The sequence below is a fragment of the Massilia sp. UBA6681 genome (genome assembly GCF_002454935.1).
Classification (GTDB): domain Bacteria; phylum Pseudomonadota; class Gammaproteobacteria; order Burkholderiales; family Burkholderiaceae_D; genus Telluria; species Telluria varians.
Map to the genome: position 1 here is coordinate 53,108 of NZ_DKJX01000054.1, position 26,971 is coordinate 80,078.

A 26,971-nucleotide genomic window follows, 5' to 3' on the forward strand; every position below is an offset into this window, starting at 1 on the left:
CATGCGCGGCATTCGACGCAGCATCTGCGTCCTCGCGCCACGCGTATCACGCGGACATTGGTTATGCTACATTTTCATGTATGTACAACAATATGATGGGGACCTTGGCCATGCAGACACTGACTCAACTTCGCGCGGATTTCGACGAGCGCTCCAAGGGCTCCATGTCCTTGCCGATCGCCGGCATGCTGGTCTGGTGCATTGTCGGCGTCCTGGGAATACTCCTGCCGCCGAAGGCCGCCATCCTGGCGCTGGTGTTCGCGACCGGTGCGATCTTTCCGCTCGCGATGGCGATTGCCAGGCTGCGTGGTGAACAGTTGCTGGAAAATGCCAATCCGCTGGCCAAGTTGATGGGCGTCTGCGTCCTGATGGTCAACCTGCTGTGGGCAGTACACATTCCTCTGCTGATGCGGGCACCCGAGTTCGTCCCGCTCAGTCTCGGCATCGCACTCGGGCTGCACTGGATGGTCTATTCCTGGATCATCGGCCATCCACTCGGCTATCGCCATGCGATCCTGCGCTCGGCCGGCCTGGTCGCGGTCTGGTTTGCGTTTCCCGCCCACTCCGTCAGCGCATCGGCGGCGGTGGTCGTCGCGGCCTATGCGCTCACGATCGCCGAAATGCGCATGCGCCGCAGTGCGCTCGCCGTCCCGGCGGCTGCAGTAGATAGCATGGGTGCCTGACGAGGGCCGCTCTCATGCCCGGGACGCGGGCTCCCGGTGCTCGCGCAGTCCGCGCACCGCCTGGACCGTCCTGGTCGCAGCCCGCTCCAGCACCACCTTGCGGTTGCTCGATTCCTCGTCGCGCTTCGCTTCCCGGTGCCACAGGTGCAGCACCTCGGTGGCCAGGGCGCCGTCCTTGCGCAGCACGCCGGCATGGAACAGGCGCAGCACCAGGTCGGCATCCTCGTGGCCCCAGCCCACGAAACTCTCGTCGAAACCGTTGACCTGCTCCAGGTCCGCGCGCCAGACGGCCAGGTTGCAGCTCTTGATGCGGCGCCAGCTGAACCGGCGCCGTACCCGGCCGAGGTCGGGCCAGCGCAGCATCGTCTGCAGCACCTTGTTCATGTCGCCGCGCAGGCGGCAGCGCAGGCGGTCCAGCAGGGACATGCCGGCCACGTCGATGCGTTCGCGCAGGACGCGTTCGGTCAGCGCCTGGCTCAGGAGGATGCGGCTGCCGGCGACCAGGAAGCCCGGCCGCGCCAGCTGCCGGTGGCGCCGGATGAAGTCGCGCTGCGGCACGCAGTCGCCGTCCAGGAAGATGATATAGTTGCCGGTTGCCGCCAGCGTGCCGCGGTTGCGCGCCATCGCGGCGCGAAAGCCCTGGTCCGGCTGCCACACGTGCTTGAGCGGCACGGGCGAGCGCGCTGCCAGGTCGGCGACGGTGTCCCGCGTGTTGGCAGTCGAGCCGTCATCAGCGATAATGATTTCAAAATTCTTGTCATCCTGCATGAAACAGGCCTCCACGACCGCTGCGAGTGCGTCCGGGCGGTTGTATGTGGTGATCACGACAGAGATGGTCGGGGTTTGCTGCATGGAAGTCCAATTAACACGTGCTCAAGCTTGGCAAGAGTATCCCACAAGAACATGAATGAACAATAATCAGACGAAAATCGGGGTGCCGATGCAGCGTTGGATCGGCTTCCTGGTTTTCCTGTTCCCTTTCCTCAGCCTCATCACCCCGTCCGGCATCGGCTTTTCCAGTCTCGTCTTCGTGCTTGCGCTGCTGTGCGTGCCGCGCAAGGCCTGGGCGGCGATGGCGCCGCATTGGCGCGAAATCCGCTGGGTGCTGGCGGCCTTCGGCTATTACTTTCTGTTGGCGCTGGCCTTCGTGCTGGCGCGTCCCGAGGCCGACTGGAGCTACCTCGACAAGCCCTCGCGCATGCTCCTGGGATTCAGCGCCCTCATGCTGGTGGTGCTGGCGCGTCCCGCGCGCGCCTGGCTGTGGTGGGGCGTGATCCTCGGCGCCCTGGGCGCGCTGCCTTTCATCGCCTGGCAGCGCTTCGTGCTCGATATCTACCGCCCGGGCGGCTGGCTCAATTCGATCACCTTCGGCGACATCGCCTTGTGCCTGGCGCTGGTGGCGCTGGCGGCCGCCATCGACTACCGCCACAGCACCCGCAAGGCGATCTTCCCGGCGCTCGGCGCACTGGCGGGCCTGGGCGCGACGGTCATCAGCGGCACCCGCGGCGGCTGGATCGCGCTGGTGCTGGCGGCCATCCTGTTCCTGACCTACGCGCGCCTGCTGCAGAGCCGGCGCGTGCGCCTGCTGCTGGTCGGCAGCTTCGCGCTGTTCGCCTCGACCTTCTTCATTCCCGCCTTCGGCGTGCAGGAACGGATGGACCAGGGCATGCACGACGTCCAGATATGGCTCGACGGCGGCAGCGCCTTCTCGAACGTCGGCATCCGCCTCGAGCTATGGAAGGGCGCCCGCTACCTGATCGCGGAAGAACCCTGGTTCGGGCGTACCCCCGAGGGCGTACGCGCCGGGCTGCGCGAGCTGGCGCAGCAGGGCAAGGTCCAGGACGTGATCCTCGAGTTCGGCCACCACCTGCACAACGATATCCTGCAGGCGCAGGCGACCGGCGGCGTGTTCGGGCTGCTCGCGTATGCCGGCATCCTGGCCGCGCCTTTCGCGTTCTTCGCGCGCGCCATCGGAGGCGGCTCGCGCCGCGGGATGCCCCAGTTCGCGCCGGCCCTGGCGGGCATGCTGGTGGTGCTCGCTTATTTCGGCTTCGGCCTCACCGAAGTCATCTTCTGGTCCTTGAAGGGCACCATGTTCTACGTGCTCATGGTGGCTCTCCTGATGGGCTTCTGCCTGACCGCGAAAGCCGACGCGCAGGCCGGTATGGAAACACAACGTGGACAATAAATTGGAAAACAAGGTCATCATCAAACGCCTGCTGGCGGTGGTCAAGCCCTACCAGACGCGGGCCTGGCTGGCGCTGCTGTCGATGGCGCTCACCGCCGCCACCCAGCCGCTGCTCGGCAAGGCCCTGCAGCTCTTGATCGACCTCGGCTTCGAGGAGAAGGTGCCGTTCAGCCTGTGGTGGATTCCCGGCGTGCTGGTGTCGATCTTCATCCTGCGCGGCATCGGCACCTTCTCGACCGCCTACCTGAACAACTGGGTCACCAGCCGCGTGCTGAACGACCTGCGCGCGATGGTGTTCGACCGCGTGCTCAGGCTGCCGGTGGCGCGCTTCCATGAAGAGTCGACCGGCAAGATCATCAATGTCGTGGTGAACGAGGTGCGCCAGGTGGTGGACATGCTGCAGTCGGTGTTCGTGGCCTGCGTGCGCGATACCCTGGTCGTGATCGGCCTGCTCGGCACGCTGCTCTACCTGAACTGGAAGCTGACCCTGGTGGCGATCATCGTGATCCCGCTGACCGCCGTGATCGTGCGCACCACCACCGGCCGCCTGCGCCGCCTGAACCGCGAGAACCTGCGCGTGACGGCCGAGCTGACCCAGGTGGTGGAAGAAGCCACGCGCGGCCACCAGGTGATCCGGGTGTTCTCGGGCGAGCGCTACGAGCGCACGCGCTTCCATGCGCGCAGCGAGGCGCTGCGCGGCTTCTCGCAGCGCATGACGGTCGCGTTTGCGGCCACCACCCCGGTGACCCAGATCGCCACCTCGATGGCGCTGTCGCTGGTGGTGGTGCTGGCGATCCAGGCCAACATGACCCAGGGCGAGTTCGTCCAGTTCGTGACCATGATGCTGATGCTGCTGACGCCCATGAAGTCGCTGGCCGAGGTCAACGGCCCGATGCAGCGCGGGATTGCGGCGGCCGAGACGGTGTTCGGCCTGATCGACTCCCCGGCCGAGCGCGATACCGGCACGCAGGAGCTGGGCCGGGCGAGAGGCCACCTGCGTTTCGAGAACGTCTCGTTTCGCTATCCGAACGCGGCCAGCCCGGCCCTGAGCGAGGTCACGCTGGACGTGCAGCCGGGCCAGACGGTGGCGCTGGTGGGCGTGTCGGGCGGCGGCAAGTCCACTTTCGTCAACCTGGTGACGCGTTTCTACGATCCGGAAGGCGGGCGCCTGCTGCTCGACGGCGTGCCTTACCCGGACATCAAACTGGCCAGCCTGCGCGCGCAGCTGGCGATGGTGAGCCAGAACGTGGTGCTGTTCGACGACACGCTGGCGGCCAACATCGCCTACGGCGCGGAGAAGATCGACTACGAACGCCTGGCGGCGGCGGTCAGGGCCGCGCACCTGACGGACGTGGTGGCCAAGCTGGAAGACGGCGTGGAGACGCGCATCGGCGAGAACGGCATGCGCCTGTCGGGCGGCCAGCGCCAGCGCGTGGCGATCGCGCGCGCAATCTACAAGGATGCGCCGATCCTGATCCTGGACGAAGCCACCTCGGCGCTCGACAACGAGTCCGAGCGCGCGGTGCAGGCGGCGCTGGAGACCTTGATGTCGGGACGCACCACGATCGTGATCGCGCACCGGCTGTCGACCATCGAGCGCGCCGACCGGATCGTGGTGATGGAACACGGCCGCATCGTCGAGCAGGGGACGCATGCGGAACTGCTCGATGCGAATGGGATGTATGCGAATCTGTACCGCCTGCAGTTCGTGGCGGCGGACGAGGCGAGTTCGTAAGCTACTGGTAACGCATACAAAATTGGGTCCCGGCGAAGGCCGGGACCCAAGTTGTTTTTGACGTTAAAACCTCAGCTGGCGTAATGCGCCGCTTCCCCCGGCACTTCCGCATCGCGCCCATGCGCCCGGTCCTGCACCGCTTCCACGTACCGGCGCAGCGCATCGTCCAGCGACGGCAGCATCATGGCCCGCTCGCTCGACAGGGCGCTGTATTCCGGCCGGCGCGCCAGGTGCCCGCAGGCCTCGCTCGACACCACTTCCAGCCTGGCGTGATCCACGCCCGCCGCTTCGCAGGCGCGCTTGGCCAGTTCGGCCCAGGTGAGCGCCTCGGCATTGGTCAGGTGCCAGACGCCGCGTTCGCGGTCGATCAGGAGGTCGAGCGAGACGTTGACCAGGTCCGGCACGTAGGTCGGCGAGACCACCATGTCGCCCGCGGCCTGGAAGGGCTGGCCGGCTTCGAGCGCATTGAGTGCATGCGTGACGAAGTTGTGCCGGTCCCAGGGCCCGAAGAAGGCGCTGGTGCGGATCACCAGGGCCTGCGGGTCGGCGTCCAGCACGCGCTGCTCGGCCTCCATCTTGCTGCGGCCGTACACGCCGAGCGGATTGAGGGCGTCCGACTCGACATAGGGCGCGCCCTTGGTGCCGTCGAAGACCAGGTCGGTGGAGAAGGTCATGAAGCGCAGCTGGTGGCGGATGCAGGCCAGCGCCAGGATCGTCGCGCCCAGCGTGTTCTCGCGCATGCAGCGTTCGGAATCGCCCTCGGCCTCATCCACGCGCACGTAGCCGCCCGCATTGATGATCGCCCACGGCTTGTAGCGCTGGATCGCCGCCTCTACCGAGGCCGGATCGGTGATGTCCATCTCCTGGCGCGTCAGCACGTGGAAGGCCAGGTTGCGGTTCTTGCAGATGCGCGCGTAGGCAGAGCCTAGGGTGCCGGTGGCGCCGGTGATCAGGATCGGCTGCACCACGTTCGACTTGAACTGGCTGCGGATCGCGATGTCGGCCACGGCGGTGCGGGTCGCCACCGGCTTGCAGAAGAAGCGGCCCGGGCGGCGCCACCAGCCTTCGCCCTGCAGCACCGGGTTGGTCAGCGGACGTCCGCTGGACAGTTCGCGCATCAGGGTGGCGACGGCGGTCGGGCGCGGTTCGCCGCCGCGCACGTCGAACGGGCCCGGTTCGTAGTAGCCGCGGCACTCGGTGACCAGGCAGTTCCAGTCGTAGGAGCCGAGGAGGGCCCAGACCGTCACCGCGCGCACGTCGGCGCCCTGCTGGCGGGCGCTGCGCGCCGCGTTCCAGATCTCGAGCAGCCAGCGCATCTGGTCTTCGCGGTTGGCGTCGATGTGCGCTTCGGTGATGGCGATCGGCAGGCCGTAGCGTTCCCAGGTTTCCATCAACAGCGGTCCGATGCCCGGCGTCGGCGTGGCCAGCGCGCGCGGCGTCTCGATGTCGGCGTGCGGGATGCCGCGGTAGACATGGCGCCGGTTCTCCGGATAGCGCTCCGGACGGTGGTCGAGCCAGCGCTCGCTGGTAGCATAGTAGTTGACGCCGATGATGTCGGGCGGGCAGGGGTTGTCGCGGAACCAGAGCAGCTCTTCCGCGGTGGCGTTCGACTCCAGCAGGTAGTTCCACAGCGCGTGGTGTTGGTCGACCTTCCCGCACAGCAGGTCCCAGCCCAGCCAGCGGCGTTCGTTGAAGAAGCTGACCACTTCCTGCATCTCTGGCGTGCCGTAGGTCTTGGACAGGTCGTCGGTCGCGACCAGCTTGGCGTCCGGGTTGACTTCGCGGATCGCGCGCATCGCCAGCACGGTGGCGCGGCACTCGTTGATCAGGGCGCGGATGAAGGTGGATTCATCACTGCCGTGCGGGTACCAGACGCCTGCCAGACCGGAAAAGCGCGCCGTGGTCAAAGGTTCGTTGACCGGGGTGTAGTACTCGGCCCAGGGGTAGCGACGGGCTACCGCGCCGGCGTACTCGGCGAGCTTTTCGGGGAAGGCGGGATCGACCAGGCTGGTGTCGCGTGGTCCGCTGCCATGGTGAAGGAGGCCGACGATGGGCGTGACGCCCAGCTGCTGCAGGGCCGGCAGGCGTTCGTCGGACCATGACCAGTCGGCGGACTCGATGCCATCGGGCGCGGTGCGCTCCCACAGCACCGGATAGCGGATGGCCTTGATGCCCAAGGAGGCAAAACGGTCGATGTCCTGCAGGCGCTCGGCGTGGCCGTTGCGCTCCATCTGGCTGAAGTAATTGTCGCGCACGCGGTTGACCGTGCATTCGAGCCCTCCCCAGAGCTCGAGATCAGGGGTGTGGTCCGGCTGGGAAACCATCGGTATGTTCATGTTATGACCCGCTGTTTGTGAAGACAGCCTAAAGCCTAATGGCCGCATGCGACGAGTTGTGTGAACTAGCCCACATAAAAAGGACATTTCGGACCAGTCCTACATTTGTGGGAAAAATACGCGTTTCGGACTCTAACTTCTGCTAACTGGAAATTTCTGGAGGCATCAAAACGTAGCGACCAGTGCGCCGCATGGAGCCTGGAGCGGCGACAATATGCGCATACAAGGAGATCATGATGTACATGGTGTACTGGACAATCGTCGAAGCCGACAAATGCACGCCGCACCAGAAACTGTTCGAGACCACGGCCATGGTGGAGGCGATGCAGTACATGGAAGTGCTGCGCACGCGCCAGCGCGAGGGGGAGGGCGTGCGCTTCATCACGATGTCGTCCGAGCATCCGGATCTGGTCGGCCATCCGGGCGTGGACGTGACGGGGCCGGATTACAACTGGAAGAAGCGGCGCCGTTGAGCTTATACGGTTAGCCGGCTCTTCAATATCTTGCCGCTCGGCGCTGCCGGCAGCACATCCATGAACACGATGCGCGACGGCCGCTTGTAGGGCGCCAGGCGCGCGCGCAGCCAGTCCTGCAGCGCGGCCGCATCGACTTCCTCCGCTTTCTCCACGAAGGCCACCACCTCTTCCTCGCCGCCGGCAAGCGGCCGGCCGACCACCGCCGACTGCAGCACGGCCGGGTGGCTGTTGAGCGCCGTCTCCACTTCCAGTGGATAGACATTGAAACCCGAGCGGATGATGAGTTCCTTCAGGCGCCCGGCAATGAAGAGCGCGCCGTCCTCGCCCCGGGTCGCGACGTCGCCGGTGGCCAGCCAGCCGCCGGGTCGCAGGGTGGCGCTGGTCTGCGCCGGATCACGGTAGTAGCCCGTCATCACGTTCGGCCCGCGCACCCACAGCTCGCCCGTCGCTTCCATGATGCGCACCTCGACCCCGGGAATCGGATGGCCCACCGAGCTGTCGCCGCGCGGGGCGTCCAGGCGCGTTTGCGAGACGGTCGGGCCGCTCTCGGTCAGGCCGTAGCCGTTGTGCAGGGGCAGCCCGAACACGCGTTCGACCTCGCGCTTGAGGGCCGGGTCCAGCGGCGAGCCGCCGGCGTAGCAGAAGCGCAGGCGCGACCGGACCGGTTCGCCCCCGGCGAGCGCCAGCAGGCGCGCATACATGGCCGGGACACCCTGCACGATGCTCAGCTCGCCGGCACGGATCTGCGCCAGCAGCGCCTCGGCGGAAAAACGCGGCATCAGGTGCAGGCAGGCGCCCGCGTACAGCGTGCCGAGCATGACCGAGCTGAGGCCATACACGTGCGAGATCGGCAGCACGCCGCTGGCATGGTCGGAAGGCTGCAGGCCGCGCAGCAGGCTCGAGGTGGCGGCGACGAACAGCAGGTTGGCATGGGTCAGCATGACGCCCTTGGGCTGGCCGGTGGTGCCGGTGGTATAGACCAGCGCCGCCACCTGGGCGCCGCCGGGAGACACCGGCTCCGGCAGGGCGGCGGGGTCGAGCGGCCCGGCCATCAGCTCGCCGCATGCCGCCGCGCCGTCGCACCTGGCATGGGCCAGCGCATCGTTCGATGCCGCCGTGGTGTAGAGTACCCGGCGCGGCGTGCTGTGGGCGCGGATCGCGGCCAGTTCGCCCCCGCTCAGGCGGGCATTGACGTTCACGCTCCAGGCGTCGAGGCTGGCGATGGCGAACAGCAGGGCCACCTGGGCCATGCAGTTCTCGCTCACCAGCATGACGCGGTCGCCGGGGCGTACGCCCAGCGCGCGCAGCAGGCCGGCGTAGCGATCCGTTTCGCGCTCCAGTTCGGCATAAGTCCACAGCTGTCCGCCTTCGGCGAGCGCCGGGGCTTGCGGTGACCGTGCGGCCTGGATGCGGACGATGTCGGAAATACGGGAGGGCAGGGCGGCTGGATCGATCATGGGCGGCTTTATACCCCTGCCGCGCACGCCAGGCAAGCGTTCCACCGTGCGCCGCCGGGTTTATACTCATTGCAACCGGCGACAGATCCGGACCACAACAGGGATGTCCACATGAACCACCCCATCATTCCGATCGCCCGCATTGGCGACAGCGGGGGCGCCAGCCGCCAGCGCAAGCGCGAGGCGCCCAAGGGCCGCCAGGTCGACCCGCAGGCCTTGCGCGAGGTGCAGGCGTTCCTTGGCGGCATGCCGCGCCGCCGCGACCTGCTCATCGAATGCCTGCACCTGCTGCAGGACGGCCTGAAGGCGCTGCCGGCCGCCCACCTGGCCGCGCTGGCGCAGGAGCTGCGCATGGCCCAGGCCGAGGTCTTCGAGGTCGCCACCTTCTATCACCACTTCGACGTGCTGCGCGAGGGCGAGGCTGCCCCGCCCGCATTGACGGTGCGCGTGTGCGACAGCCTGTCCTGCGCGATGGCGGGCTCGAACGAGTTGCTGGCGCGCCTGCCGGCGCTGCTCGGCGCCGAAGTACGCGTGCTCCCGACGCCCTGCATCGGCCGCTGCGAACAGGCGCCCGCGGCCGTGGTCGGCCAGCACCCGGTGCCGCAGGCGACGCTCGACGCGGTGCTGGGGAAGGTCGCCACGGGACAAGTGCGGCACCAGCCCGAGCCCTGGCTGGCGTACCAGGACTATCGCGAAGCGGGCGGCTACCGCCTGCTGGCCGACTGCATGGCGGGCCGGCGCCAGGTCGACGATGTCCTCAGGGAGATGGAGGCCTCCGGCCTGCGCGGCCTGGGCGGCGCGGGCTTTCCGGCCGGGCGCAAGTGGCGCCTGGTGCGCGAGCAGCCCGGCCCGCGCCTGATGGCCGTGAACCTCGATGAAGGCGAGCCCGGCACCTTCAAGGACCGGTACTATCTCGAACGCGACCCGCACCGCTTCCTGGAGGGCATGCTGGTGGCGGCCTGGGCGGCCGGCGTCGAGGCGGTCTACATCTACCTGCGCGACGAATACCACGGCTGCCGCGCCATCCTCGACCATGAACTGAAGCGCCTGTTCGCGGCGCCGCCGGGCGAGGGACTGCCGCAGGTGCATGTGCGCCGCGGCGCCGGCGCCTACATCTGCGGCGAAGAGTCGGCGATGATCGAATCGATCGAAGGCAAGCGCGGCATGCCGCGCCTGCGTCCTCCCTACGTGGCCCAGCAGGGGCTGTTCGACCGGCCGACCCTGGTCCACAACTTCGAGACGCTGTACTGGGTGCGCGCCATCCTCGAGAACGGCGCGGCCTGGTTCGCGGGGCAAGGGCGCAACGGGCGGCAGGGGCTGCGCTCGTTCTCGGTCTCGGGGCGGGTGCGCGAGCCGGGCGTCAAGCTTGCCCCGGCCGGCATCACGGTACAGGAGCTGATCGACGAGTATTGCGGCGGCATGCTGGAAGGGCACCGCCTGTATGCCTACCTGCCGGGTGGTGCCTCGGGCGGCATCCTGCCGGCCTCGATGAATGCGATCCCGCTCGACTTCGACACCCTGCAAGCCTACGGCTGCTTCATCGGTTCGGCGGCGGTGATCGTGCTGTCGCAGCACGACAGCGCGGTGGCGGCGGCGCGCAATCTGCTGGCCTTCTTCAGGCACGAGTCCTGCGGCCAGTGCACGCCCTGCCGCAGCGGCACCGCCAAGGCGCTGGCGCTGATGGACCAGCCACGCTGGGATACGCCATTGCTGGGCGAACTGTCCCAGGTGATGCGCGATGCCTCGATCTGCGGCCTGGGGCAGGCGGCGCCGAATCCCTTCGATTGCGTGATCCGCTACTTCCCGCATGAACTGGAGGGCGCATGAACGCCAGCATCCCCACCGTGCGCTTTGCGCTGAACGGCCGCGAGGTCGAGGCTCTGCCGCAGGAAACCCTGATCGAGGTCGCGGCGCGCGAAGGCGTCGATATATCGCGGCTGTGCTACAAGGAAGGCCTGGAGGCGGTCGGCAACTGCCGCTCCTGCATGGTCGAGATCGACGGCGAGCGCGTGCTCGCGCCTTCGTGCTGCCGCCATCCGAGCGCCGGCATGAAGGTCACGACCGACAGTCCGCGCGCACTGGCCGCCCAGAAGATGGTGCTCGAGCTCTTGCTGTCCGACATGCCCGAGGCCGAGTACACCCGCAGGAACGAAGTCGACCTGTGGGCGGAAAAGCTCGGCATCCAGAAGCCGCGTTTCACGCCAAGCCGTCGCCAGCCGCAGCGTGACGCGACCCATGCCGCCATCACCGTCAACCTGGACGCCTGCATCCAGTGCACGCGCTGCGTGCGCGCCTGCCGTGACGAGCAGGTCAACGACGTGATCGGCCTGGCCTTCCGCGGGCAAGAGACCAGGATCGTGTTCGACCAGGACGACCCGATGGGCGCCTCCACCTGCGTGGCCTGCGGCGAATGCGTGCAGGCCTGCCCGACCGGCGCCCTGATGCCGGCGCGCGAAGTGGCCCTCAACATTCCCGACAAGCAGGTCGATTCGGTCTGCCCCTACTGCGGCGTCGGTTGCCAGCTGACCTACAACGTCAAGGACAACAAGATACTCTACGTGGAAGGGCGCAACGGTCCGGCCAACCTGGGCCGCCTGTGCGTGAAAGGTCGCTACGGCTTCGACTACGCACACCACCCGCATCGCCTGACCAAACCATTGATCCGCCGCGAAGGCGTGCCCAAGTCGGGCGACTTCACGATGGACCCGGATCGCGTGATGGACGTGTTCCGCGAAGCGAGCTGGGAAGAAGCCCTCCTGCTTGCCGGCGGCAAGCTGGCCCGCATCCGCGATGCGCACGGCGGCGCGGCCCTGGCGGGCTTCGGCTCGGCCAAGGGCAGCAACGAGGAAGCCTACCTGTTCCAGAAGCTGGTGCGCACGGGTTTCGGTACCAACAACGTCGACCACTGCACCCGCCTGTGCCACGCCTCGTCGGTGTCGGCCCTGCTGGAAGGGATCGGTTCGGGCGCGGTGTCGAACCCGGTGATGGACGTGACGTGCGCCGAAGTGATCGTCATCATCGGCGCCAACCCGACCGTCAACCACCCGGTAGCCGCGACCTGGATCAAGAATGCGGTCAAGGCCGGGGCGAAACTTATCGTGATGGATCCGCGCCGCTCCGAGCTGGCGCGGCACGCGCACCGCTGCCTGCAGTTCAAGCCCGACACCGACGTCGCGCTGCTCAATGCGATGATGCACGTGATCGTCAGCGAAAAGCTGGTCGACCAGGACTTCATTGCCAGCCGCACCATCGGCTATGCCGAGCTCGAAGCCAATGTGGCCGAATACAGCCCGGAAGCGATGGCGCCGATCTGTGGCATCGATGCCGAGACCATCCGCTACGTGGCGCGCCTGTACGCCACCTCGCAGGGTTCGATGATCCTGTGGGGCATGGGCGTGTCGCAGCACGTGCACGGCACGGATAACGCGCGCTGCCTGATCGCGCTGTCGCTCATGACCGGCCAGATCGGCCGCCCCGGCACCGGCCTGCATCCGCTGCGCGGCCAGAACAACGTGCAGGGAGCGTCCGACGCCGGCCTGATCCCGATGATGCTGCCGGACTACCAGCGCGTCGACAACCCGGCCGCGCGTACGCGCTTCGAGCAGGCCTGGGGCGCCACCCTCGACCCGAAGCCGGGCCTGACCGTGGTCGAGATCATGGATGCCATCGATGCCGGCCAGATCCGCGGCATGTACATCATGGGCGAGAACCCGGCCATGTCCGACCCCGACGCCAACCATGCGCGCGCCGCGCTGGCGGCGCTGGAGCACCTGGTGGTGCAGGACATCTTCCTGACCGAGACCGCCTACCTGGCGGACGTGATCCTGCCGGCATCGAGCTTCCCGGAAAAGACCGGCACCTTCACCAATACCGACCGCCTGGTCCAGCTGGGCCGCCAGGCGATCGACCCGCCGGGCGAGGCGAAACAGGACCTGTGGATCATCCAGCAGATGGCGAAGCGCCTCGGCTTGGAGTGGAACTATGGCCACGTATCGGAAGTGTTCGACGAGATGCGCCGCACCATGGCCAGCATCGGCGGCATTACCTGGGAACGCCTGGAGCGCAACGGCGCGGTGGTGTATCCGTGCATGAACGAGGGCGACATGGGCCAGCCGGTGGTGTTCACCGAACTGTTCCCGCGCGAAGGCGGCAGGGCGCGTTTCGTCCCGGCCGACATCATCCCGGCCGACGAGCGGCCCGATGCCGACTACCCGATGGTCCTGATCACGGGCCGCCAGCTCGAGCACTGGCATACCGGCAGCATGACGCGGCGCGCCACGGTGCTCGATGCGATCGAGCCCGATCCGGTGGCGCTGGTGCATCCGCTCGATCTCGAACGCTTGGGGCTCCAACCGGGCCAGCCCGTCACGATCGCTTCGCGCCGCGGCGAAGTGGTCCTGTATGCACGGGCCGACGACAGTTCGCCGGTGGGCGCGATCTTCGTGCCCTTCTGTTATTACGAAGCGGCGATCAACCGCCTGACCAATGCAGCGCTCGATCCTTTCGGAAAGATTCCGGAGTTCAAATATTGCGCCATCAAGCTGACGCCCGGCGGCGAAGTCGCGCCGCAGGGAAGCTACGGTGGCGGCCAAATATTGGCGGGCATGGCACAATTGGCAACATGAACTGCCCTGACTTGCCCTCTTATCGTCCCGTCCTGTCCGAGGCGCACGCCTGCCTGACGCAGGAGGTCACGGCCGTGGACGAACGCGGCCGCCCCTCCAGCATCCACATTCCTGCCGAGCGCCCGCTCACCGTGTACGTGGACAAGCGCGAGATCGTCACCCTGATGACCCTGGGCGGCGCGCCCGAAGCCCTGACCCTGGGTTATCTGCGCAACCAGCGCCTGGTGCGCACGCTCGAGGACATCGTCTCGATCCAGGTCGACTGGTCGGTCGATGCGGTGGCGGTCGTGACCCGCAACGGCATTCTTGATATCGAGGAGCGCACCGCGAAGAAGGTCGTCACCACCGGCTGCGGGCAGGGCTCGGTGTTCGGCGGGCTGATGGATGAAGTCGACCAGATCACCTTGCCCGAGGATGCGCGCCTGCCGCAGTCGGTCGTCTACCGCATCGTCGAGACCATCCGTACCCAGCAGTCGGTCTACAAGCAGGCCGGCTCGGTGCACGGCTGCGCGCTGTTCTCGCACGATGGGGAACTGCTCTATTTCGTGGAAGACGTCGGCCGCCACAATGCGGTGGACGCCATCGCCGGCCTGATGTGGCTCGATGGCCTGGAGGGCGGGGACAAGGTGTTCTACACCACCGGGCGCCTGACCTCCGAGATGGTCATCAAGGGCGCCCAGATGGGGATTCCCTTCCTGCTGTCGCGTTCCGGCACCACCCAGATGGGGCACATGGTGGCGGAACGGGTCGGCATGTCGCTGCTGGCGCGCTGCTCGGGCAAGCACTTTTTGCTGCTGGCCGGGCAGGCGCGCCTGGTGTTCGAGCCGGACCTGCTGGAACCCCTGAACGCACCCTACCATAGCGCACGGCCGGCCTGATGTCCCTGCTGGACGCAACGACGCACGCTTTTGCCCTGCTGTTCAGCGGCGACGAGGCGCTGTGGCGCATCGTCTGGGTCTCGCTCAAGACCAGCATCCTCGGGCTGCTGCTGGCGGCCCCGCCGGCGGTCTTCCTCGGCTACGTCATCGCCATGCACCGCTTCCCGGGACGGCGCATCGCCATCTGGCTGGCCCAGGCCGCGCTGTCGCTGCCCACCGTCCTGATCGGCCTGCTGCTCTACCTGCTGCTGTCGCGGCGCGGCCCGATGGGCGGTCTCGAATGGCTGTTCACCCAGGAAGGCGTGATCCTCGGCCAGATGGTGATCGGGCTGCCGGTCCTGCTGGCCTTCACGCTGGCGGCGGTGCAGGCGGCCGACCCGCGCTATGCCGAGACGGCGATCGCCCATGGCGCATCCCGCTGGCGCGTGATGGTCACGGTGCTGCACGAGGCGCGCTACGGCGTAATGGCCGCCGTCATCAGCGGCTTCGGCCGCGTGATCTCGGAAGTCGGCTGCGCCCTGATGGTGGGCGGGAATATCGAAGGGCAGACGCGCACCATCACCACCGCCATCGCGCTGGAAACCAGCAAGGGCGAGTTCGCGCAAGGGATCGCGCTTGGCATCGTGCTGGTCTCGCTGGCGCTCCTGATGAACGGCGCGCTGGTGCTGCTGCAAGGCGAGGCCCACACGGCGGGAGGACGCCGGTGACCCCGCTCTTGACCCTGCATGGCCTGCGCAAGCGCCACGGCGAGCGCACCCTGTTCGAGATCGAGCAGCTGGCCATCGAGGCGGGAACGGCCTACGTGCTGACCGGCGTGAACGGGGCCGGCAAGTCGACGCTGCTGCGCATGCTGGCCGGCCTGGAACGCGTTGACGCCTGCACGGTCGACTTCGACGGCCGCAGCATGCCGCTGCATCCCTATCCGCAAGCGCTACGGCGCGCCATCGTGTTCGTGCACCAGCATCCGATCATGTTCTCGACCAGCGTTGCCCACAACATCGCCTATGGCCTGCTGGCGCGCGGCGAGAGCCGGCGCAGCGCGGCGCCCAGGGTCGAGGAGGCGATGGCCTGGGCCGGCGTGGCGCACCTGCGCGACACCGATCCTGCACGCCTGTCGGGCGGCGAAAAGCAGCGCGTGGCCTTGGCCCGGGCCCGGGTGTTGCAGCCGCGCCTGTTGCTGCTCGACGAACCCACGGCCAACCTCGACGGCCCGGCGCGCGAGCAGGTCATCGACCTGATCCCTACCTTGCTGGAGCAGGGCAGCAGCGTCGTGATGGCCTGCCACGACCGCGACCTGATCGGGCTGCCCGGCATCCACCGCCTCAAGCTGCGCGACGGGCGCCTGGAATACCGCTGAACCCCGCGGAAGCCCCGCTGGTGCGATATACCGACTACCGTGTGATATGTTAACGCTGCTATGGCCTTCCACCTCGACAAAAACCTGTTCGACAAGGTCCCCGCCGGCATCGTGGTGCACGACAGCCGCTCGGCGGTCATTGCGGCCAATGCCATGGCCCAGCGGCTGATTGGCGAAGACATGACGGAGATTCGCGGCCGCCATGTGGATCATCCGGGCTGGTCGTTCGTCTCCCCGGGCGGCGGCGCGATCGACGTCGAAGACTTGCCCGCGAGCCGCGTGCTGCGCGAGCGCGCACCGGTGACCGACCTGGTGGTCGGCGTGAACCGTCCCGGCGCCGCCGTGACCTGGGTAATCTGCAATGCCTATCCGGTGTTCGACGGGGCCGGGGAGATCGCTTCCGTCGTCGTCTGCTTTACCGATTGCAGCGAACTGGTGGCTACCCAGCAGGCGCTGGAACACTCGCAGCGGCGCCTGCAACTGGTTCTGCGTGGGATGAACGACGGCTACTGGGACTGGGACCTCGACCGGCAAACGATTTTCTATTCCGAGCGCTGGTGGGAAATGCTCGGCCGTGTCCCCGGCGCACAGCCCGACGATGTCGACACATGGCAGCGGCTGCTGCATCCGGAAGACCGCGAGCGCGTCAACGGTTTTCTCGCGGACCTGCTGGCCGGCCCGGAGGTAAGCTATGCGATCGAGTTCCGGCTATGGCACCGCGACGGGCATCCGGTCCCGGTGCTCAGCCGCGGATTTGTCCTGCGCGACGCCGCCGGACGCGCAATGCGCATCTCCGGCGCCAACACCGACCTCAGCGAGCGCCAGCGGCTCGAGCGGCAGCTGCAGCAGAATGCCGACCACGACTACTTGACCGGCTTGCCGAATCGGCGCTACCTGCTGCGTGAGCTCGAGCGCCGGCGCATGCACGCCGCGGCGGCCGGCACGGCGAGCGCGGTCCTGCTCATCGACCTGGACAATTTCAAGTTGCTCAACGACACCGAAGGACACCCCTTTGGCGACCGCCTGCTGCAGGAAGTCGGCCAGCGCCTGCAAGCCGCGCTCGGACCAGGCGATTTCGTGGGCAGGCTCGGGGGCGACGAGTTCGTCGTGCTGCTCGACTGCGCCGCGTCTCCCAAGCTCTCGTGCGCCGCGCTGGCCCAGCAGGGTTGCCGGCGGCTGGGCCAAATGCTGGGCCGCCCCTACGCGATCGAGGAGCGTCACTTTTCGATCACCCCCAGCATCGGCGCCGTGCTGGTCGATCGCGGGGACACGGACGCCGACCTGCTGCTGCAGCAGGCCGATATCGCCCTGTATGCGGCCAAGTCAGCGGGGCGCAACGCCATCCGTTTCTTCGATCCCGCCATGCAGCGGCTGATCGACGAGCGCGCCCGGCTCCAGGACGAACTGGCGCAAGCGGTGGCGCGCGGCGAATTCGTCCTGTACTACCAGCCCCAGTTCGATGCCGACCAGAAGATCCTTGGCGCCGAAGCGCTGCTGCGCTGGCAGCATCCGATGCGCGGGATCCTGGCGCCGGGCAGCTTCATCCCGCTGGCGGAAACCTCGGACCTGATCGTCAGGCTTGGCGACATCGTCCTGCGCCAGGCGAGCGAGCGCCTTGCGGCTTGGGCGGCGGTACCGGCGCTCGCCAGGCTGGGCGTCGCGGTCAACGTCAGCGCACGCCAGATGCACGACGAGGATTTCGTTGCGCGCTCGCTGGCGATCGTGCGCGCTGCAGGCGCCGATCCGGCCAAGCTGTCGATGGAGCTGACCGAGTCCCTGCTGGCCACCGATATCGAGGCGACCATCGAGAAAATGCACAGCTTGCGGCGGGACGGGGTGCGTTTCTCGATCGACGATTTCGGCACCGGGTTTTCCTCGCTGAGCTACATCCAGCGTTTCCCACTGAGCAGCCTGAAGATCGACCAGTCTTTTGTCGCGAGCTGTGTCGAGAATCCCCGCTCGGCAGGCATCGTCGAGATCGTCATTGGCCTTGCGTCCAAGCTGGGCCTCGAACATATCGCGGAAGGGGTGGAGACGGCGGCGCAGCTCGAACACCTGAAGTCGCTCGGTTGCCGCGCTTTCCAGGGCTACCTGCTTGGCGCCCCGATGCCAGTGAAGGAGTTCGAGGCATTGGTGCTGGCCTGCGGGTGACAAGACCCCTTTCCAATCGGCACGCCGAAGCCAGCCTGAGGATTCGCCCAGCACTGCCGACGGCTGCCGCGTGCGACGGACTTACGCCAGCTTCAAGCACGCCACCTTGTCGAGCGCCTCGCGCAGGCCGTGGGCAGCGGCTGATGCGGATCCGCCAACCCAGCCGCGCGCATACGCGCCGTCGTGCGCGTGTCCATGGTTTTCGAGCTCGGGCAGCAGCCGGCTCGCCACCGCCAGGTCGTTCAGGTGGCCGAGCCGGTCCTGCACGCGGGACAGGCACTTGATATAGGCCTTGACCTCCTTTTTCGGCAGCAGGTCACGGAAGAATTCGGCCGCATAGCGCGCCTTCTTGGCGGCGATGCGCACCCGGTGCCGGGCCGGTGCATCGTTTTCATCGAGTGCTCCGATGCGCCTGCGCAGGCGCTTTTGCGCCTTGCGGATGAGCGGCACCAGGCCGTCCAGGGCCGGCCGTGCCAGCGGGTCGTCCTGTGGCAGGCCGGCGCCAGGGCGCCACTGGCGGCCGTGCAGCCAGCCGTTCATCTGCAGCATCAGCTGGGTATAACGCTCCGAATGCAGGGTGGGCAGCAGGTTCTTGTGCAGGGCGCGCGCATGGTCCTGCGCGGCCGCCTGCAGGGCGTGGGTAGCGATGCCGGTGATCGTGGGCAGGGTGGTGCCGGCCAGTACGTCCCAGTCGCGCGTGGCGCCCAGTTCGCTCGCCAGCCAGTCGAGTTCTTCCCGGAGTCCGGGCGGCAGCGGAGCCAGTTCGTGGAACATGTCAAGCAGGGCGCGCAGGCGGCGCAGGCCGACGCGCATCTGGTGCAGGCTCTCGAGGTCCTGCGCCAGCACGCCGGGAACATTGGCCTCGATCTGCGCCATGCAGTTCAGGCCGATGCATTGCAGCGCGTCTTCCATGCGCATCTTGCGCTTCAGGCGCACCCGCGCGGCCTTCACCGGTGCCGGGGCATCGTCTTTTACCAGCTTTACTGTGGTTTCGGTGTTCATCGGGCGCCCTGATGTGCTCATGTGGAGCACATCATACCCGCCTCGAGTTTGGCAGCCGCCCGATTGCTACATCAGGATCACGTCGTATTGTTCCTGGTGGTAACCCTTCTCTACCTGCAGCGAAATGCGCTTGCCGATGAAGTCACCCAGCATGGCCAGGTGCTGCGATTCCTCTTCCAGGAACAGGTCGACCACTTCCTGCGAGGCGACGATGCGGAACTCGCGCGGATTGAACTGCTTGGCTTCGCGCAGCAGTTCGCGCAGGATCTCGTAGCAGATCGTGCGCGAGGTTTTCACTTGCCCGCGGCCAGCGCAGGCCGGGCAGGGCTCGCACAGGATGTGGGCCAGCGATTCGCGCGTGCGCTTGCGGGTCATCTCGACCAGGCCGAGGGCCGAGAAGCCGCTCACCGAGACCTTGGTGCGGTCGCGCGCCAGGGTCTTCTTGAGTTCCGCGAGCACGGCGTTGCGGTGCTCGTTGTTCTCCATGTCGATGAAGTCGAGGATGATGATGCCGCCCAGGTTGCGCAGGCGCAGCTGGCGTGCGATGGCGTGAGCCGCTTCCAGGTTGGTCTTGAAGATGGTGTCGGCGAAGTTGCGTCCGCCGACGTAGCCGCCGGTGTTGACGTCGATGGTGGTCATCGCCTCGGTCTGGTCGACGATCAGGTAGCCGCCGCTCTTCAGGTCGACGCGGCGGCCCAGCGCGCGCAGGATTTCTTCCTCCACGCCGTAGAGATCGAACAGCGGACGCTCGCCGGTGTAGTGGGTCAGGCGCGACAGCACGCTCGGCGTGTAGACCTGCGCGAACTCGACCAGCATGTTGTAATTCTCGCGCGAGTCCACCTGGATGGTCGCGGTCTCGTCGTGCACGAAGTCGCGCAGCACGCGCTGGGCCAGGTTCAGGTCCTGATAGAGCAGGGAAGTCGGCGGCCGGGTGCGCGCGCCCTGCTGGACCGCGGCCCAGGTCTTGCGCAGGTAGTCGACGTCGGCCGCCAGGTCGGCGTCCGAGGCTTCCTCGGCCTGGGTGCGCACGATGTAGCCGCCTTTCTCTTCCTTCGGCAGCATGTTCGCGAGGCGGGTGCGCAGGTGTTCGCGGTCGGCTTCCTTCTCGATCTTCTGCGAGATGCCGATGTGATGGTCCTGCGGCAGGTAGACCAGCATGCGGCCGGCGATCGAGATCTGGGTCGACAGGCGCGCGCCCTTGGTGCCGATCGGGTCCTTGATGACCTGCACGGTCAGCACCTGGCCGTCGAACAGCAGCTTTTCGATCGGCGTGGGCGCGGCCAGGGCGCCGTTGGGGCCTTCATGGTTGCGCGCTTCCCAGATATCGGCGACGTGCAGGAAGGCCGCGCGTTCCAGGCCGATGTCGATGAAGGCCGACTGCATGCCCGGCAGGACGCGCACGACCTTGCCCAGATAGACATTCCCCGCCAACCCGCGCGTGAGCGTGCGCTCGATGTGCAGTTCCTGCACAGCGCCCTGCAGGATCAGCGCCACGCGCGTTTCCTGCGGGGTGATGTTGATGAGGATGTCTTCGTTCATGGCCGGCCGTGCAGTATTGTTCAGAGCGACATCATACACGGGCGGCGTAATTCGTAGGCAGGCGGTTCGCCGCCGGCCCACGGATAAGCGGACGGTCAGACGTTGTAGCCGGCTTTGCGCAGAAGCTGGGCCGTCTCGAAGATCGGCAGGCCCATGATCCCCGAATGGCTGCCTTCGATATGCTCGACGAACAGCGCGGCCAGGCCCTGGATGCCGTAGCCGCCCGCCTTGTCGTAGGGTTCCGGGGTGGCGCAATAGGCCTTGATCTGGGCCGGACTGAGCGTAGCGAAGCGTACGTTCGACACCTGGGTGACCTGTTCCGCCACGCGCTCGGCATGGACCGCCACCGAGGTCAGCACCTGGTGGGTGCGGCCGGACAGGCGCTCGAGCATGGCCACGGCTTCCTTGTTGTCGGCCGGCTTGCCGAGGATCTCGCCGTCGATGGTGACGGTGGTGTCGGCGGTCAGGATGGGACGCAGCGGCTGGCGGCGCATCTGCAGCATGTTCCAGGCGAACGCGCCTTTCTCCTTGGCCACGCGCGCCACATAGGCGTGCGGGTCTTCGCCCGGCAGCACGTCTTCGCTGACGTCCACGCCGCGCGCCGGGTCGCTGCGCAGCATCAGCAGCTCGAATTCCACGCCGACCTGGCGCAGCAGTTCGCGCCTGCGCGGGCTCTTCGAGGCGAGGTAGATTTTCTTGTCGGTGGGTTTCATGGATGGCGCGCAATCACACGCGATGGTACGGGTGGTTCTGGGTGATGGACCAGGCACGGTACAACTGTTCCGCCAGCATGACGCGCACGATTCCGTGCGGCAGCGTCATGCTGGAGATGCGGATCATGCCTTCGGCGCGCGCCTTCAGTTCGGGATCGAGCCCGTCGGCGCCGCCGATCAGGAAGGCGGTATCGCGTCCGTCCTGCTGCCAGTTCTCCAGCATCCGGGACAGGCCGACGCTGGTCAGGTCCTTGCCGCGCTCGTCCAGCGCGATGATGCGCACGCCTTTCGGCAGGACGGCCTCGATGCGCTCGCGCTCGAGCGCCATCGCGGTGGCGGCGGTCTTGCTGCCGGAGCGCTCGACCGGCTTGATTTCCTTGAGCACGATGCGCAGCTCGGGCGGCATGCGCTTCGTGTATTCGCCGAACCCGGATTCGATCCAGGCCGGCATCTTGTGCCCGACCGCGGCAATGATCAGCTGCATAAAAGGCTTACTCGGCGGCCTTCTTCACGCGGCGGATCACTTTTTTCACCGGTTCTGCATCGGCGGGAGCGGCAGCCTTCGGGGTACGCTTCGGCGGCTTGGCCTTGGTGGCTTCGACGGCGGCGACTTCGCTCTTGCTCGGTGCGACCTTCACGGTCTTGCCGGTCGGGACCTTCTTGGCGGCCGGCTTCTTGGCGGCGGCGGTGCCGGTGGCGGTCTTGGTCGCGCGCTTGGCGGCAGGCTTGCGCTCGTTGACCGGCTTGGCTTCCGGCTCATCCTTGTTGGCGGCCAGGTGCTTCGACTTCGGTTTGGATTCGGCTGCTTCCGCCGCTTCCGGCGTCGACTTGCGCTTGGCCGCGCCCAGCTTGACCGGCTTCTCGCCCCAGATTTCTTCCAGGCGGTAGTACTGGCGGATGGCCGGCTGCATGATGTGGACGATCATGTCGCCCAGGTCGACCAGCACCCATTCGCCGGTGTCTTCGCCTTCCATGCCGACCACGTCGCCGCCTGCTGCCTTGACCTTGTCGCGTACCGAAGCGGCCAGTGCCTTGGTCTGGCGGTTCGAGGTGCCCGAGACGACCGCGATGCGGTCGAACAGGCTGGTCAGGTGCGTCGTGTCGAACAGGACGATCTCCTGGCCCTTGACGTCTTCGAGGGCGTCAACGACGAGGGTTTGCAGTTTCTTGATATCCATTAGCTTTTATATAAGTTATGTTGTTGAATATAGTCTAGCACTTGCGGCGGAACGAGCGCGCCAAGGTCGGTGCCTCGGTCCGCGCCAGTCCGCAAGCTGTTTCGGACTTGGGTGGCGGAAATATCAACCGCCAAAGTGTGAGCCAGGCAAACCTTGCCATGCGGTGTGGCGCGCACTTCCGCGGGTGTCGCCAGCCGTCCCGCGAGTGCCGACGCCACGCCAGGGGGCAGCTTGTCCTGGTCCAGTTCATAGCCCGGCCGTGCCGCCACGCCCAGGTTCGCGAGCGTGAACAATTCCTTCCAGTCGCGCCAGGTGTCGAGCTTCTGCAGCTGGTCGGCGCCCATCAGGAAGACGATCGAGGCGGCTTCGCCGAGCTCGGCGCGCAGCGCGCGCAGGGTCTCGACCGTGTAGGTGGCGCTGCCGCGTTCGATTTCCTGCAGGTCGATCGTGACGGCGAACGCTTGGCCGCCGAAAGCCAGTTCGAGCATCTCGATGCGCTGGGAATCGCTGGCCTGCAGGGCGCTCTTCTGCCACGGCCGCGCAGGCAGGATGCGCAGCTGGTCCGGCTGAAGGAGTTCGGCAAACAGCGCGGCCAGCGCGACGTGGCCGTGGTGTACCGGGTCGAAGCTGCCACCCAGCAGGGCAATGCATTGACTCACGAATGTGGTCCCGCTGCCAGCCAGTCCCGGTGGACGAGGAAGTCGGTATACAAGGCCGCTTCCGGGCTGCCCGGTTCCGGGTGCCAGTCGTAGCGCCATTTCACGATCGGCGGCATCGACATCAGGATCGCCTCGGTGCGGCCGCCCGACTGCAGGCCGAACAGGGTGCCGCGGTCCCACACCAGGTTGAACTCGACATAGCGTCCGCGGCGGTAGGCCTGGAAGTCGCGTTCGCGCTCGCCGTAGGGCGTGTCCTTTCGCGCCTGCAGGATCGGCAGGTAGGCATCGAGGAAACCGTCGCCGACCTTGCGCACCATCGCGAACGCATCATCGAAACCGGTTTCGTTGAAGTCGTCGAAGAAGATGCCGCCCACGCCGCGCGGCTCCTTGCGGTGCTTCAGGTAGAAGTACTCGTCGCACCACTTCTTGAAGCGCGGGTGCAGGTCGGCGCCATAGGGCGCCAATGCGTCGTGGCAGACCTGGTGGAAGTGGCGCGCATCGTCCTGGTTGCCGTAGTAGGGCGTCAGGTCCATGCCGCCGCCGAACCACCAGACCGGGTCTTTTCCTTCAGCGGTGGCTTCGAAGAAGCGCACGTTCATGTGCACGGTCGGGGCGTAGGGGTTGCGCGGGTGCAGCACCAGCGACACGCCCATCGCTTCCCAGGCCCGGCCCGCCAGTTCCGGACGCGCGGCCATGGCCGAGGGCGGCAGGCTGGCGCCGGTGACGTGCGAGAAGTTGCAGCCGCCGCGCTCGAACACATTGCCTTCCTCAATCAGGCGCGAGATGCCGCCGCCGCCTTCCGGGCGCTCCCAGGTGTCGACCAGGAAAGGTTTGCCGTCGATGTCTTCCAGGGCGCCGACGATGCGGGACTGGAGCTCGAGCAGCCAGGTCTTGATGGCGGACGGGTCGGGGATGGTCATGCGTTCAGGGTAGGCGGCGAAAATGGGCAGATTGTACACCTGCCCCCGGCGCTGGTCTTATTTCAGGCCGCGCCAGCCGATGTCGCGGCGGTATTGCGCGCCGTTGAAGTGAATCTTCTCCACCGTCTCGTAGGCCTGCTTCTGCGCCATCTTGACGCTGTCGCCCAGGCCGACCACGCACAGCACGCGTCCACCGCTGGTCTGCAGGCTGCCGGCAACTAACTGGGTGCCGGCATGGAAGGTGACGCATTCCGGGGTTTCGGCAGGGATGCCGTCGATGACGTCGCCCTTGCGCGGGCTGTCCGGATAGCCCGCGGCGGCCATTACGACGCCCACCGCGGTGCGGCGGTCCCATTCCAGCTCGACCGCATCCAGGCTGCCGTTGCAGGCGTGGTCCAGCACGGTGGCGAAATCGCTCTTCAGGCGCGCCATGATCGGCTGCGTTTCCGGGTCGCCCATGCGGCAGTTGAATTCCAGCGTGCGCGGGTTGCCTTCGGCGTCGATCATCAGGCCGGCGTACAGGAAGCCGGTGAAGACGATGCCGTCCTTGGCTATGCCCTGGATGGTCGGGTTGATGATCTCGCGCATCACGCGCGCGTGCATCGACGGGGTCACGATCGGGGCAGGAGAATAGGCGCCCATGCCGCCGGTGTTCGGGCCTTGGTCGGCGTCCTTCAGGCGCTTGTGGTCCTGGCTGGTTGCCAGCGGCAGCACGTTCTTGCCGTCGCACATGACGATGAAGCTGGCTTCCTCGCCGGCCAGGAACTCCTCGATCACGATGCGGGCGCCGGCGTCGCCAAAGGCGTTATCGGACAGCATGTGGTCGACCGCGGCGTGCGCTTCGTCCAGGGTCATCGCCACCACCACGCCCTTGCCGGCCGCCAGGCCGTCGGCCTTGATGACGATCGGGGCGCCGTTGGCGTCGACGTAGGCGTGCGCCTGGGCCGCATCCGAGAAGCTCTGGTATTTCGCGGTCGGGATGCCATGGCGCTGCATGAAGGCCTTGGCGAAGTCCTTCGAGCTTTCCAGCTGCGCCGCTTCTTTCGTCGGTCCGAAGATCTTCAGGCCGCGGGTGCGGAACAGGTTGACGATGCCGGCGGCCAGCGGCGCTTCCGGGCCGACCAGGGTCAGGGCGATGCCTTCGGCCACGACGAAGTCGGCCAGGGCCGCAGGATCGGTGATCTCGACGGTCACCAGGCGAGCGTCGAGGGCGGTGCCGCCGTTGCCCGGGGCGACGAAGACGGTCTGGACACGCTCCGATTGGGCCAGTTTCCAGGACAGGGCGTGTTCACGGCCGCCAGAGCCGACTACGAGGATTTTCATACGGGCGCGTTCCTACTTGGTTGCTACGGGGGATCCGGCTGGCGCGCCAGCCGGTTTTCGACAGTTTGACGGCTGCTGCTTACTCGTCGATGACAGCGTTGGTGTAGACATCCTGGACGTCGTCCAGGTTTTCCAGCGCGTCGAGGATTTTCTGCATCTTGACGGCGTCTTCGCCGGTCAGCACGGTCTCGTTGTCCGGCTTCATGATGACTTCCGAGACCTCGGCCTTGAAACCGGCCTTTTCCAGCGCTTCCTTCACGCCGGCGTAGGCGAACGGGTCGCACAGCACTTCGAAGCCGCCTTCCTCGTCCTGCATCACGTCGTCGGCGCCGGCTTCGAGGGCGGCTTCCATCAGCTTGTCCTCGTCCACGCCCGGCGCGAACTGGAACTGGCCGACGTGCTTGAACATGAAGGCCACCGAACCCTCGGTGCCCATGTTGCCGCCGTACTTGTTGAAGGCGTGGCGCACTTCGGCCACGGTACGCACGCGGTTGTCGGTCAGGCAGTCGACGATGATCGCGGCGCCGCCGATGCCGTAGCCTTCGTAGCGGATCTCTTCGTAGTTGACGCCTTCGAGTTCGCCGGCGCCGCGCTGGATCGCGCGGGTGACGTTATCCTTCGGCATGTTGGCGTCGGCCGCCTTCTCGACCGCCAGGCGCAGGCGCGGATTCGAGTTGACGTCGCTGCCGCCCATGCGCGCGGCCACGGTGATCTCCTTGATCAGGCGCGTCCAGATCTTGCCGCGCTTGGCGTCGGTAGCGGCTTTCTTATGCTTGATGTTGGCCCATTTGCTGTGTCCAGCCATTTCCAAAGTTCCTTAGACGGTAAGGGAACCTGCGGGGTTCCTGTATGCAAGAGTGGCCGACATTTTAGCATAGGCCCCCCTTGCAAAATCGCCCAGGCTGGTGAGCAAACTGTCATGGAAACAACAGCCAGGTGCCGCCGGCCACCATCGCCGCCCCGGCCACGCAGCCGGCCAGCGGGCCTTCCTCGAGCCGCAGTTCGGCCAGCACCAGCAGCCCTGCCGCCGCGACCAGGGCCGGATTGCCCGGACCGCCGCCCAGCAGCAGGAGGACCAGCAGCCAGCAGCAGCCGAGACAGGTGCGCCCGTGTTCCGCGCCCTGCCACAGCGCGCCCAGCGCGCCGCCGCGCCAGTCGACCAGCACGCCCGCCAGCGGCACCCGGCAGTGCTGCAGGCAGGCGTGCTTGGCGGGGGTCCACTGCCAGGCCCCGGCGGCGACCAGCGCCAGGCCCAGGGCCGGCTGGGGCGCCCCCAAGCTGGCGTCGAGCCAGCCGGCGTCGTGCAGGGCCCAGTGCAGCAGGGTGAGCAGCGCCGCGAAACCGGTCCAGGCCAGCAGGCAGCCGGTGGCGAACAGGGCGGTTGCCAGGCGCGGCCAGCGCACCCCTGCGCGACGGCGCGCGACGCGCAGGTAGACGAACAGAGCTCCCGCTGCGGCCGGCAGCATCAGGGCCACGCACAGGCCGGTCCACATCGCGAACAGCAGCATCAGTTCGGCGGCGCGCAGCGGCGCCGGCGGGGGCAGGGCGGGGGCGCCGGCCAGGGAAAGGGGCAGGGGCAAGGCCCCGCCCTGGAAGACGAACGGGGCGAGGCTGGCGCAGGCGAGCAGGACCATCCAGGCCAGGCCGAGCGCGACCGGGCGCCCGAGCCGTTCATCGATGCCGGACAGGCTCATTGGCGGCTCCCGCACTGGGCAGGCAAGGCGGCTGCGTGCACGAAGCTTGCGTCCGGT

23 protein-coding genes are annotated in these 26,971 nt (G+C 67.1%); 10 read left to right on the top strand and 13 right to left on the bottom strand.

Annotated elements, in window-relative coordinates; all coding sequences use genetic code 11:
* Positions 1-110: 110 nt before the first annotated feature.
* Positions 111-683: a DUF7010 family protein gene (locus B2R83_RS08700; RefSeq protein WP_292040151.1), complete on the top strand. Its 573-nt coding sequence runs from the start codon at positions 111-113 to the stop codon at positions 681-683.
* A gap of 12 nt (positions 684-695) precedes the next feature.
* Here B2R83_RS08700 and B2R83_RS08705 read toward each other — a convergent pair whose 3' ends face one another.
* On the bottom strand, positions 696-1,535 hold the full coding sequence (locus tag B2R83_RS08705) for a glycosyltransferase family 2 protein (RefSeq protein WP_292040153.1): 840 nt from the start codon (positions 1,533-1,535) through the stop codon (positions 696-698).
* Positions 1,536-1,590: 55 nt separating this feature from the next.
* Between B2R83_RS08705 and B2R83_RS08710 the strand changes: the two genes are divergently transcribed.
* Together B2R83_RS08710 and msbA are read left to right on the top strand one after the other, a co-directional pair.
* Complete coding sequence (locus tag B2R83_RS08710) at positions 1,591-2,871, top strand: O-antigen ligase family protein (RefSeq protein WP_292040155.1); 1,281 nt, start codon at positions 1,591-1,593, stop codon at positions 2,869-2,871.
* Positions 2,861-4,606, top strand: a complete 1,746-nt coding sequence (gene msbA / locus B2R83_RS08715) for a lipid A export permease/ATP-binding protein MsbA (RefSeq protein WP_292040156.1) — start codon at positions 2,861-2,863, stop codon at positions 4,604-4,606. The genes B2R83_RS08710 and msbA overlap by 11 nt, the downstream gene beginning before the upstream one ends.
* Before the next feature lie 71 nt (positions 4,607-4,677).
* On the opposite strand, the gene B2R83_RS08720 is transcribed toward msbA, so the two are convergent.
* Positions 4,678-6,942 (bottom strand): family 1 glycosylhydrolase, encoded by a 2,265-nt coding sequence (locus B2R83_RS08720; protein WP_292040157.1) that lies wholly within the window; start codon positions 6,940-6,942, stop codon positions 4,678-4,680.
* A 242-nt stretch (positions 6,943-7,184) separates the two neighbouring features.
* Between B2R83_RS08720 and B2R83_RS08725 the strand changes: the two genes are divergently transcribed.
* Positions 7,185-7,415, top strand: coding sequence for a hypothetical protein (locus B2R83_RS08725; protein WP_285382852.1), 231 nt, complete (start codon positions 7,185-7,187; stop codon positions 7,413-7,415).
* A 2-nt stretch (positions 7,416-7,417) separates the two neighbouring features.
* Here the strand turns inward: B2R83_RS08725 and B2R83_RS08730 are convergent, their stop codons facing one another.
* Positions 7,418-8,875, bottom strand: a complete 1,458-nt coding sequence (locus B2R83_RS08730; protein WP_292040160.1) for a class I adenylate-forming enzyme family protein — start codon at positions 8,873-8,875, stop codon at positions 7,418-7,420.
* A 111-nt stretch (positions 8,876-8,986) separates the two neighbouring features.
* Here B2R83_RS08730 and B2R83_RS08735 point away from each other — a divergent pair, with 111 nt between their 5' ends.
* From B2R83_RS08735 to B2R83_RS08760, 6 genes are read left to right on the top strand one after another with little or no spacing between them, the layout of a single operon-like run.
* Positions 8,987-10,702 (top strand): NADH-ubiquinone oxidoreductase-F iron-sulfur binding region domain-containing protein, encoded by a 1,716-nt coding sequence (locus tag B2R83_RS08735; protein WP_292040161.1) that lies wholly within the window; start codon positions 8,987-8,989, stop codon positions 10,700-10,702.
* Positions 10,699-13,500: a formate dehydrogenase subunit alpha gene (fdhF, locus tag B2R83_RS08740; protein ID WP_292040163.1), complete on the top strand. Its 2,802-nt coding sequence runs from the start codon at positions 10,699-10,701 to the stop codon at positions 13,498-13,500. The genes B2R83_RS08735 and fdhF overlap by 4 nt, the downstream gene beginning before the upstream one ends.
* Positions 13,497-14,378 carry a formate dehydrogenase accessory sulfurtransferase FdhD gene (locus B2R83_RS08745; RefSeq protein ID WP_292040166.1) on the top strand — a complete coding sequence of 294 codons (882 nt, stop codon included), beginning with the start codon at positions 13,497-13,499 and terminating at the stop codon, positions 14,376-14,378. Before fdhF ends, B2R83_RS08745 begins: the two co-directional genes overlap by 4 nt.
* A complete protein-coding gene (locus B2R83_RS08750) occupies positions 14,378-15,085 on the top strand; it encodes an ABC transporter permease (RefSeq protein WP_292040170.1) in 708 nt (235 codons plus the stop codon). The genes B2R83_RS08745 and B2R83_RS08750 overlap by 1 nt, the downstream gene beginning before the upstream one ends.
* Positions 15,082-15,735, top strand: a complete 654-nt coding sequence (locus B2R83_RS08755; RefSeq protein WP_027867779.1) for an energy-coupling factor ABC transporter ATP-binding protein — start codon at positions 15,082-15,084, stop codon at positions 15,733-15,735. The genes B2R83_RS08750 and B2R83_RS08755 overlap by 4 nt, the downstream gene beginning before the upstream one ends.
* Before the next feature lie 60 nt (positions 15,736-15,795).
* On the top strand, positions 15,796-17,886 hold the full coding sequence (locus B2R83_RS08760) for a putative bifunctional diguanylate cyclase/phosphodiesterase (protein ID WP_292040175.1): 2,091 nt from the start codon (positions 15,796-15,798) through the stop codon (positions 17,884-17,886).
* Positions 17,887-17,967: 81 nt separating this feature from the next.
* On the opposite strand, the gene B2R83_RS08765 is transcribed toward B2R83_RS08760, so the two are convergent.
* The 10 genes from B2R83_RS08765 to B2R83_RS08810 form a co-directional block, all read right to left on the bottom strand.
* On the bottom strand, positions 17,968-18,888 hold the full coding sequence (locus B2R83_RS08765; RefSeq protein WP_292040177.1) for a CHAD domain-containing protein: 921 nt from the start codon (positions 18,886-18,888) through the stop codon (positions 17,968-17,970).
* 66 nt (positions 18,889-18,954) lie between these two features.
* Positions 18,955-20,427: a ribonuclease G gene (gene rng, locus B2R83_RS08770; protein ID WP_209587558.1), complete on the bottom strand. Its 1,473-nt coding sequence runs from the start codon at positions 20,425-20,427 to the stop codon at positions 18,955-18,957.
* Between the two features lie 95 nt (positions 20,428-20,522).
* A complete protein-coding gene (locus B2R83_RS08775; RefSeq protein WP_209587559.1) occupies positions 20,523-21,140 on the bottom strand; it encodes a Maf family protein in 618 nt (205 codons plus the stop codon).
* Between the two features lie 13 nt (positions 21,141-21,153).
* Positions 21,154-21,624 (bottom strand): 23S rRNA (pseudouridine(1915)-N(3))-methyltransferase RlmH, encoded by a 471-nt coding sequence (rlmH, locus tag B2R83_RS08780; protein WP_036215824.1) that lies wholly within the window; start codon positions 21,622-21,624, stop codon positions 21,154-21,156.
* 7 nt (positions 21,625-21,631) lie between these two features.
* Positions 21,632-22,318, bottom strand: a complete 687-nt coding sequence (gene rsfS / locus B2R83_RS08785; protein WP_292040182.1) for a ribosome silencing factor — start codon at positions 22,316-22,318, stop codon at positions 21,632-21,634.
* Positions 22,318-22,977, bottom strand: coding sequence for a nicotinate (nicotinamide) nucleotide adenylyltransferase (gene nadD, locus B2R83_RS08790; RefSeq protein ID WP_292040184.1), 660 nt, complete (start codon positions 22,975-22,977; stop codon positions 22,318-22,320). The genes rsfS and nadD overlap by 1 nt, the downstream gene beginning before the upstream one ends.
* Positions 22,974-23,897, bottom strand: coding sequence for an oxygen-dependent coproporphyrinogen oxidase (gene hemF, locus B2R83_RS08795; RefSeq protein ID WP_292040186.1), 924 nt, complete (start codon positions 23,895-23,897; stop codon positions 22,974-22,976). Before hemF ends, nadD begins: the two co-directional genes overlap by 4 nt.
* Positions 23,898-23,954: 57 nt before the next feature.
* Positions 23,955-25,220 (bottom strand): phosphoribosylamine--glycine ligase, encoded by a 1,266-nt coding sequence (purD, locus tag B2R83_RS08800; protein WP_292040188.1) that lies wholly within the window; start codon positions 25,218-25,220, stop codon positions 23,955-23,957.
* A gap of 79 nt (positions 25,221-25,299) precedes the next feature.
* Positions 25,300-26,025 carry a YebC/PmpR family DNA-binding transcriptional regulator gene (locus tag B2R83_RS08805; RefSeq protein WP_036215836.1) on the bottom strand — a complete coding sequence of 242 codons (726 nt, stop codon included), beginning with the start codon at positions 26,023-26,025 and terminating at the stop codon, positions 25,300-25,302.
* Positions 26,026-26,137: 112 nt separating this feature from the next.
* On the bottom strand, positions 26,138-26,914 hold the full coding sequence (locus B2R83_RS08810) for a DUF2182 domain-containing protein (protein WP_292040191.1): 777 nt from the start codon (positions 26,912-26,914) through the stop codon (positions 26,138-26,140).
* Positions 26,915-26,971 lie beyond the last annotated feature (57 nt).

Bases quoted from the DNA above. Each gene is read 5' to 3' on its own strand.
- B2R83_RS08730 (WP_292040160.1), bottom strand. From the start codon at position 8,875: ATGATCGATCCAGCCGCCCTGCCCTCCCGTATTTCCGACATCGTCCGC.
- rlmH (WP_036215824.1), bottom strand. From the start codon at position 21,624: ATGCAGCTGATCATTGCCGCGGTCGGGCACAAGATGCCGGCCTGGATC.
- B2R83_RS08750 (WP_292040170.1), top strand. From the start codon at position 14,378: ATGTCCCTGCTGGACGCAACGACGCACGCTTTTGCCCTGCTGTTCAGC.
- B2R83_RS08775 (WP_209587559.1), bottom strand. From the start codon at position 21,140: ATGAAACCCACCGACAAGAAAATCTACCTCGCCTCGAAGAGCCCGCGC.
- B2R83_RS08705 (WP_292040153.1), bottom strand. From the start codon at position 1,535: ATGCAGCAAACCCCGACCATCTCTGTCGTGATCACCACATACAACCGC.
- rsfS (WP_292040182.1), bottom strand. From the start codon at position 22,318: ATGGATATCAAGAAACTGCAAACCCTCGTCGTTGACGCCCTCGAAGAC.
- B2R83_RS08700 (WP_292040151.1), top strand. From the start codon at position 111: ATGCAGACACTGACTCAACTTCGCGCGGATTTCGACGAGCGCTCCAAG.
- B2R83_RS08710 (WP_292040155.1), top strand. From the start codon at position 1,591: ATGAACAATAATCAGACGAAAATCGGGGTGCCGATGCAGCGTTGGATC.
- fdhF (WP_292040163.1), top strand. From the start codon at position 10,699: ATGAACGCCAGCATCCCCACCGTGCGCTTTGCGCTGAACGGCCGCGAG.
- B2R83_RS08805 (WP_036215836.1), bottom strand. From the start codon at position 26,025: ATGGCTGGACACAGCAAATGGGCCAACATCAAGCATAAGAAAGCCGCT.
- B2R83_RS08735 (WP_292040161.1), top strand. From the start codon at position 8,987: ATGAACCACCCCATCATTCCGATCGCCCGCATTGGCGACAGCGGGGGC.
- hemF (WP_292040186.1), bottom strand. From the start codon at position 23,897: ATGACCATCCCCGACCCGTCCGCCATCAAGACCTGGCTGCTCGAGCTC.
- purD (WP_292040188.1), bottom strand. From the start codon at position 25,220: ATGAAAATCCTCGTAGTCGGCTCTGGCGGCCGTGAACACGCCCTGTCC.
- rng (WP_209587558.1), bottom strand. From the start codon at position 20,427: ATGAACGAAGACATCCTCATCAACATCACCCCGCAGGAAACGCGCGTG.
- B2R83_RS08725 (WP_285382852.1), top strand. From the start codon at position 7,185: ATGGTGTACTGGACAATCGTCGAAGCCGACAAATGCACGCCGCACCAG.
- B2R83_RS08720 (WP_292040157.1), bottom strand. From the start codon at position 6,942: ATGAACATACCGATGGTTTCCCAGCCGGACCACACCCCTGATCTCGAG.
- B2R83_RS08810 (WP_292040191.1), bottom strand. From the start codon at position 26,914: ATGAGCCTGTCCGGCATCGATGAACGGCTCGGGCGCCCGGTCGCGCTC.
- B2R83_RS08745 (WP_292040166.1), top strand. From the start codon at position 13,497: ATGAACTGCCCTGACTTGCCCTCTTATCGTCCCGTCCTGTCCGAGGCG.
- B2R83_RS08765 (WP_292040177.1), bottom strand. From the start codon at position 18,888: ATGAACACCGAAACCACAGTAAAGCTGGTAAAAGACGATGCCCCGGCA.
- B2R83_RS08760 (WP_292040175.1), top strand. From the start codon at position 15,796: ATGGCCTTCCACCTCGACAAAAACCTGTTCGACAAGGTCCCCGCCGGC.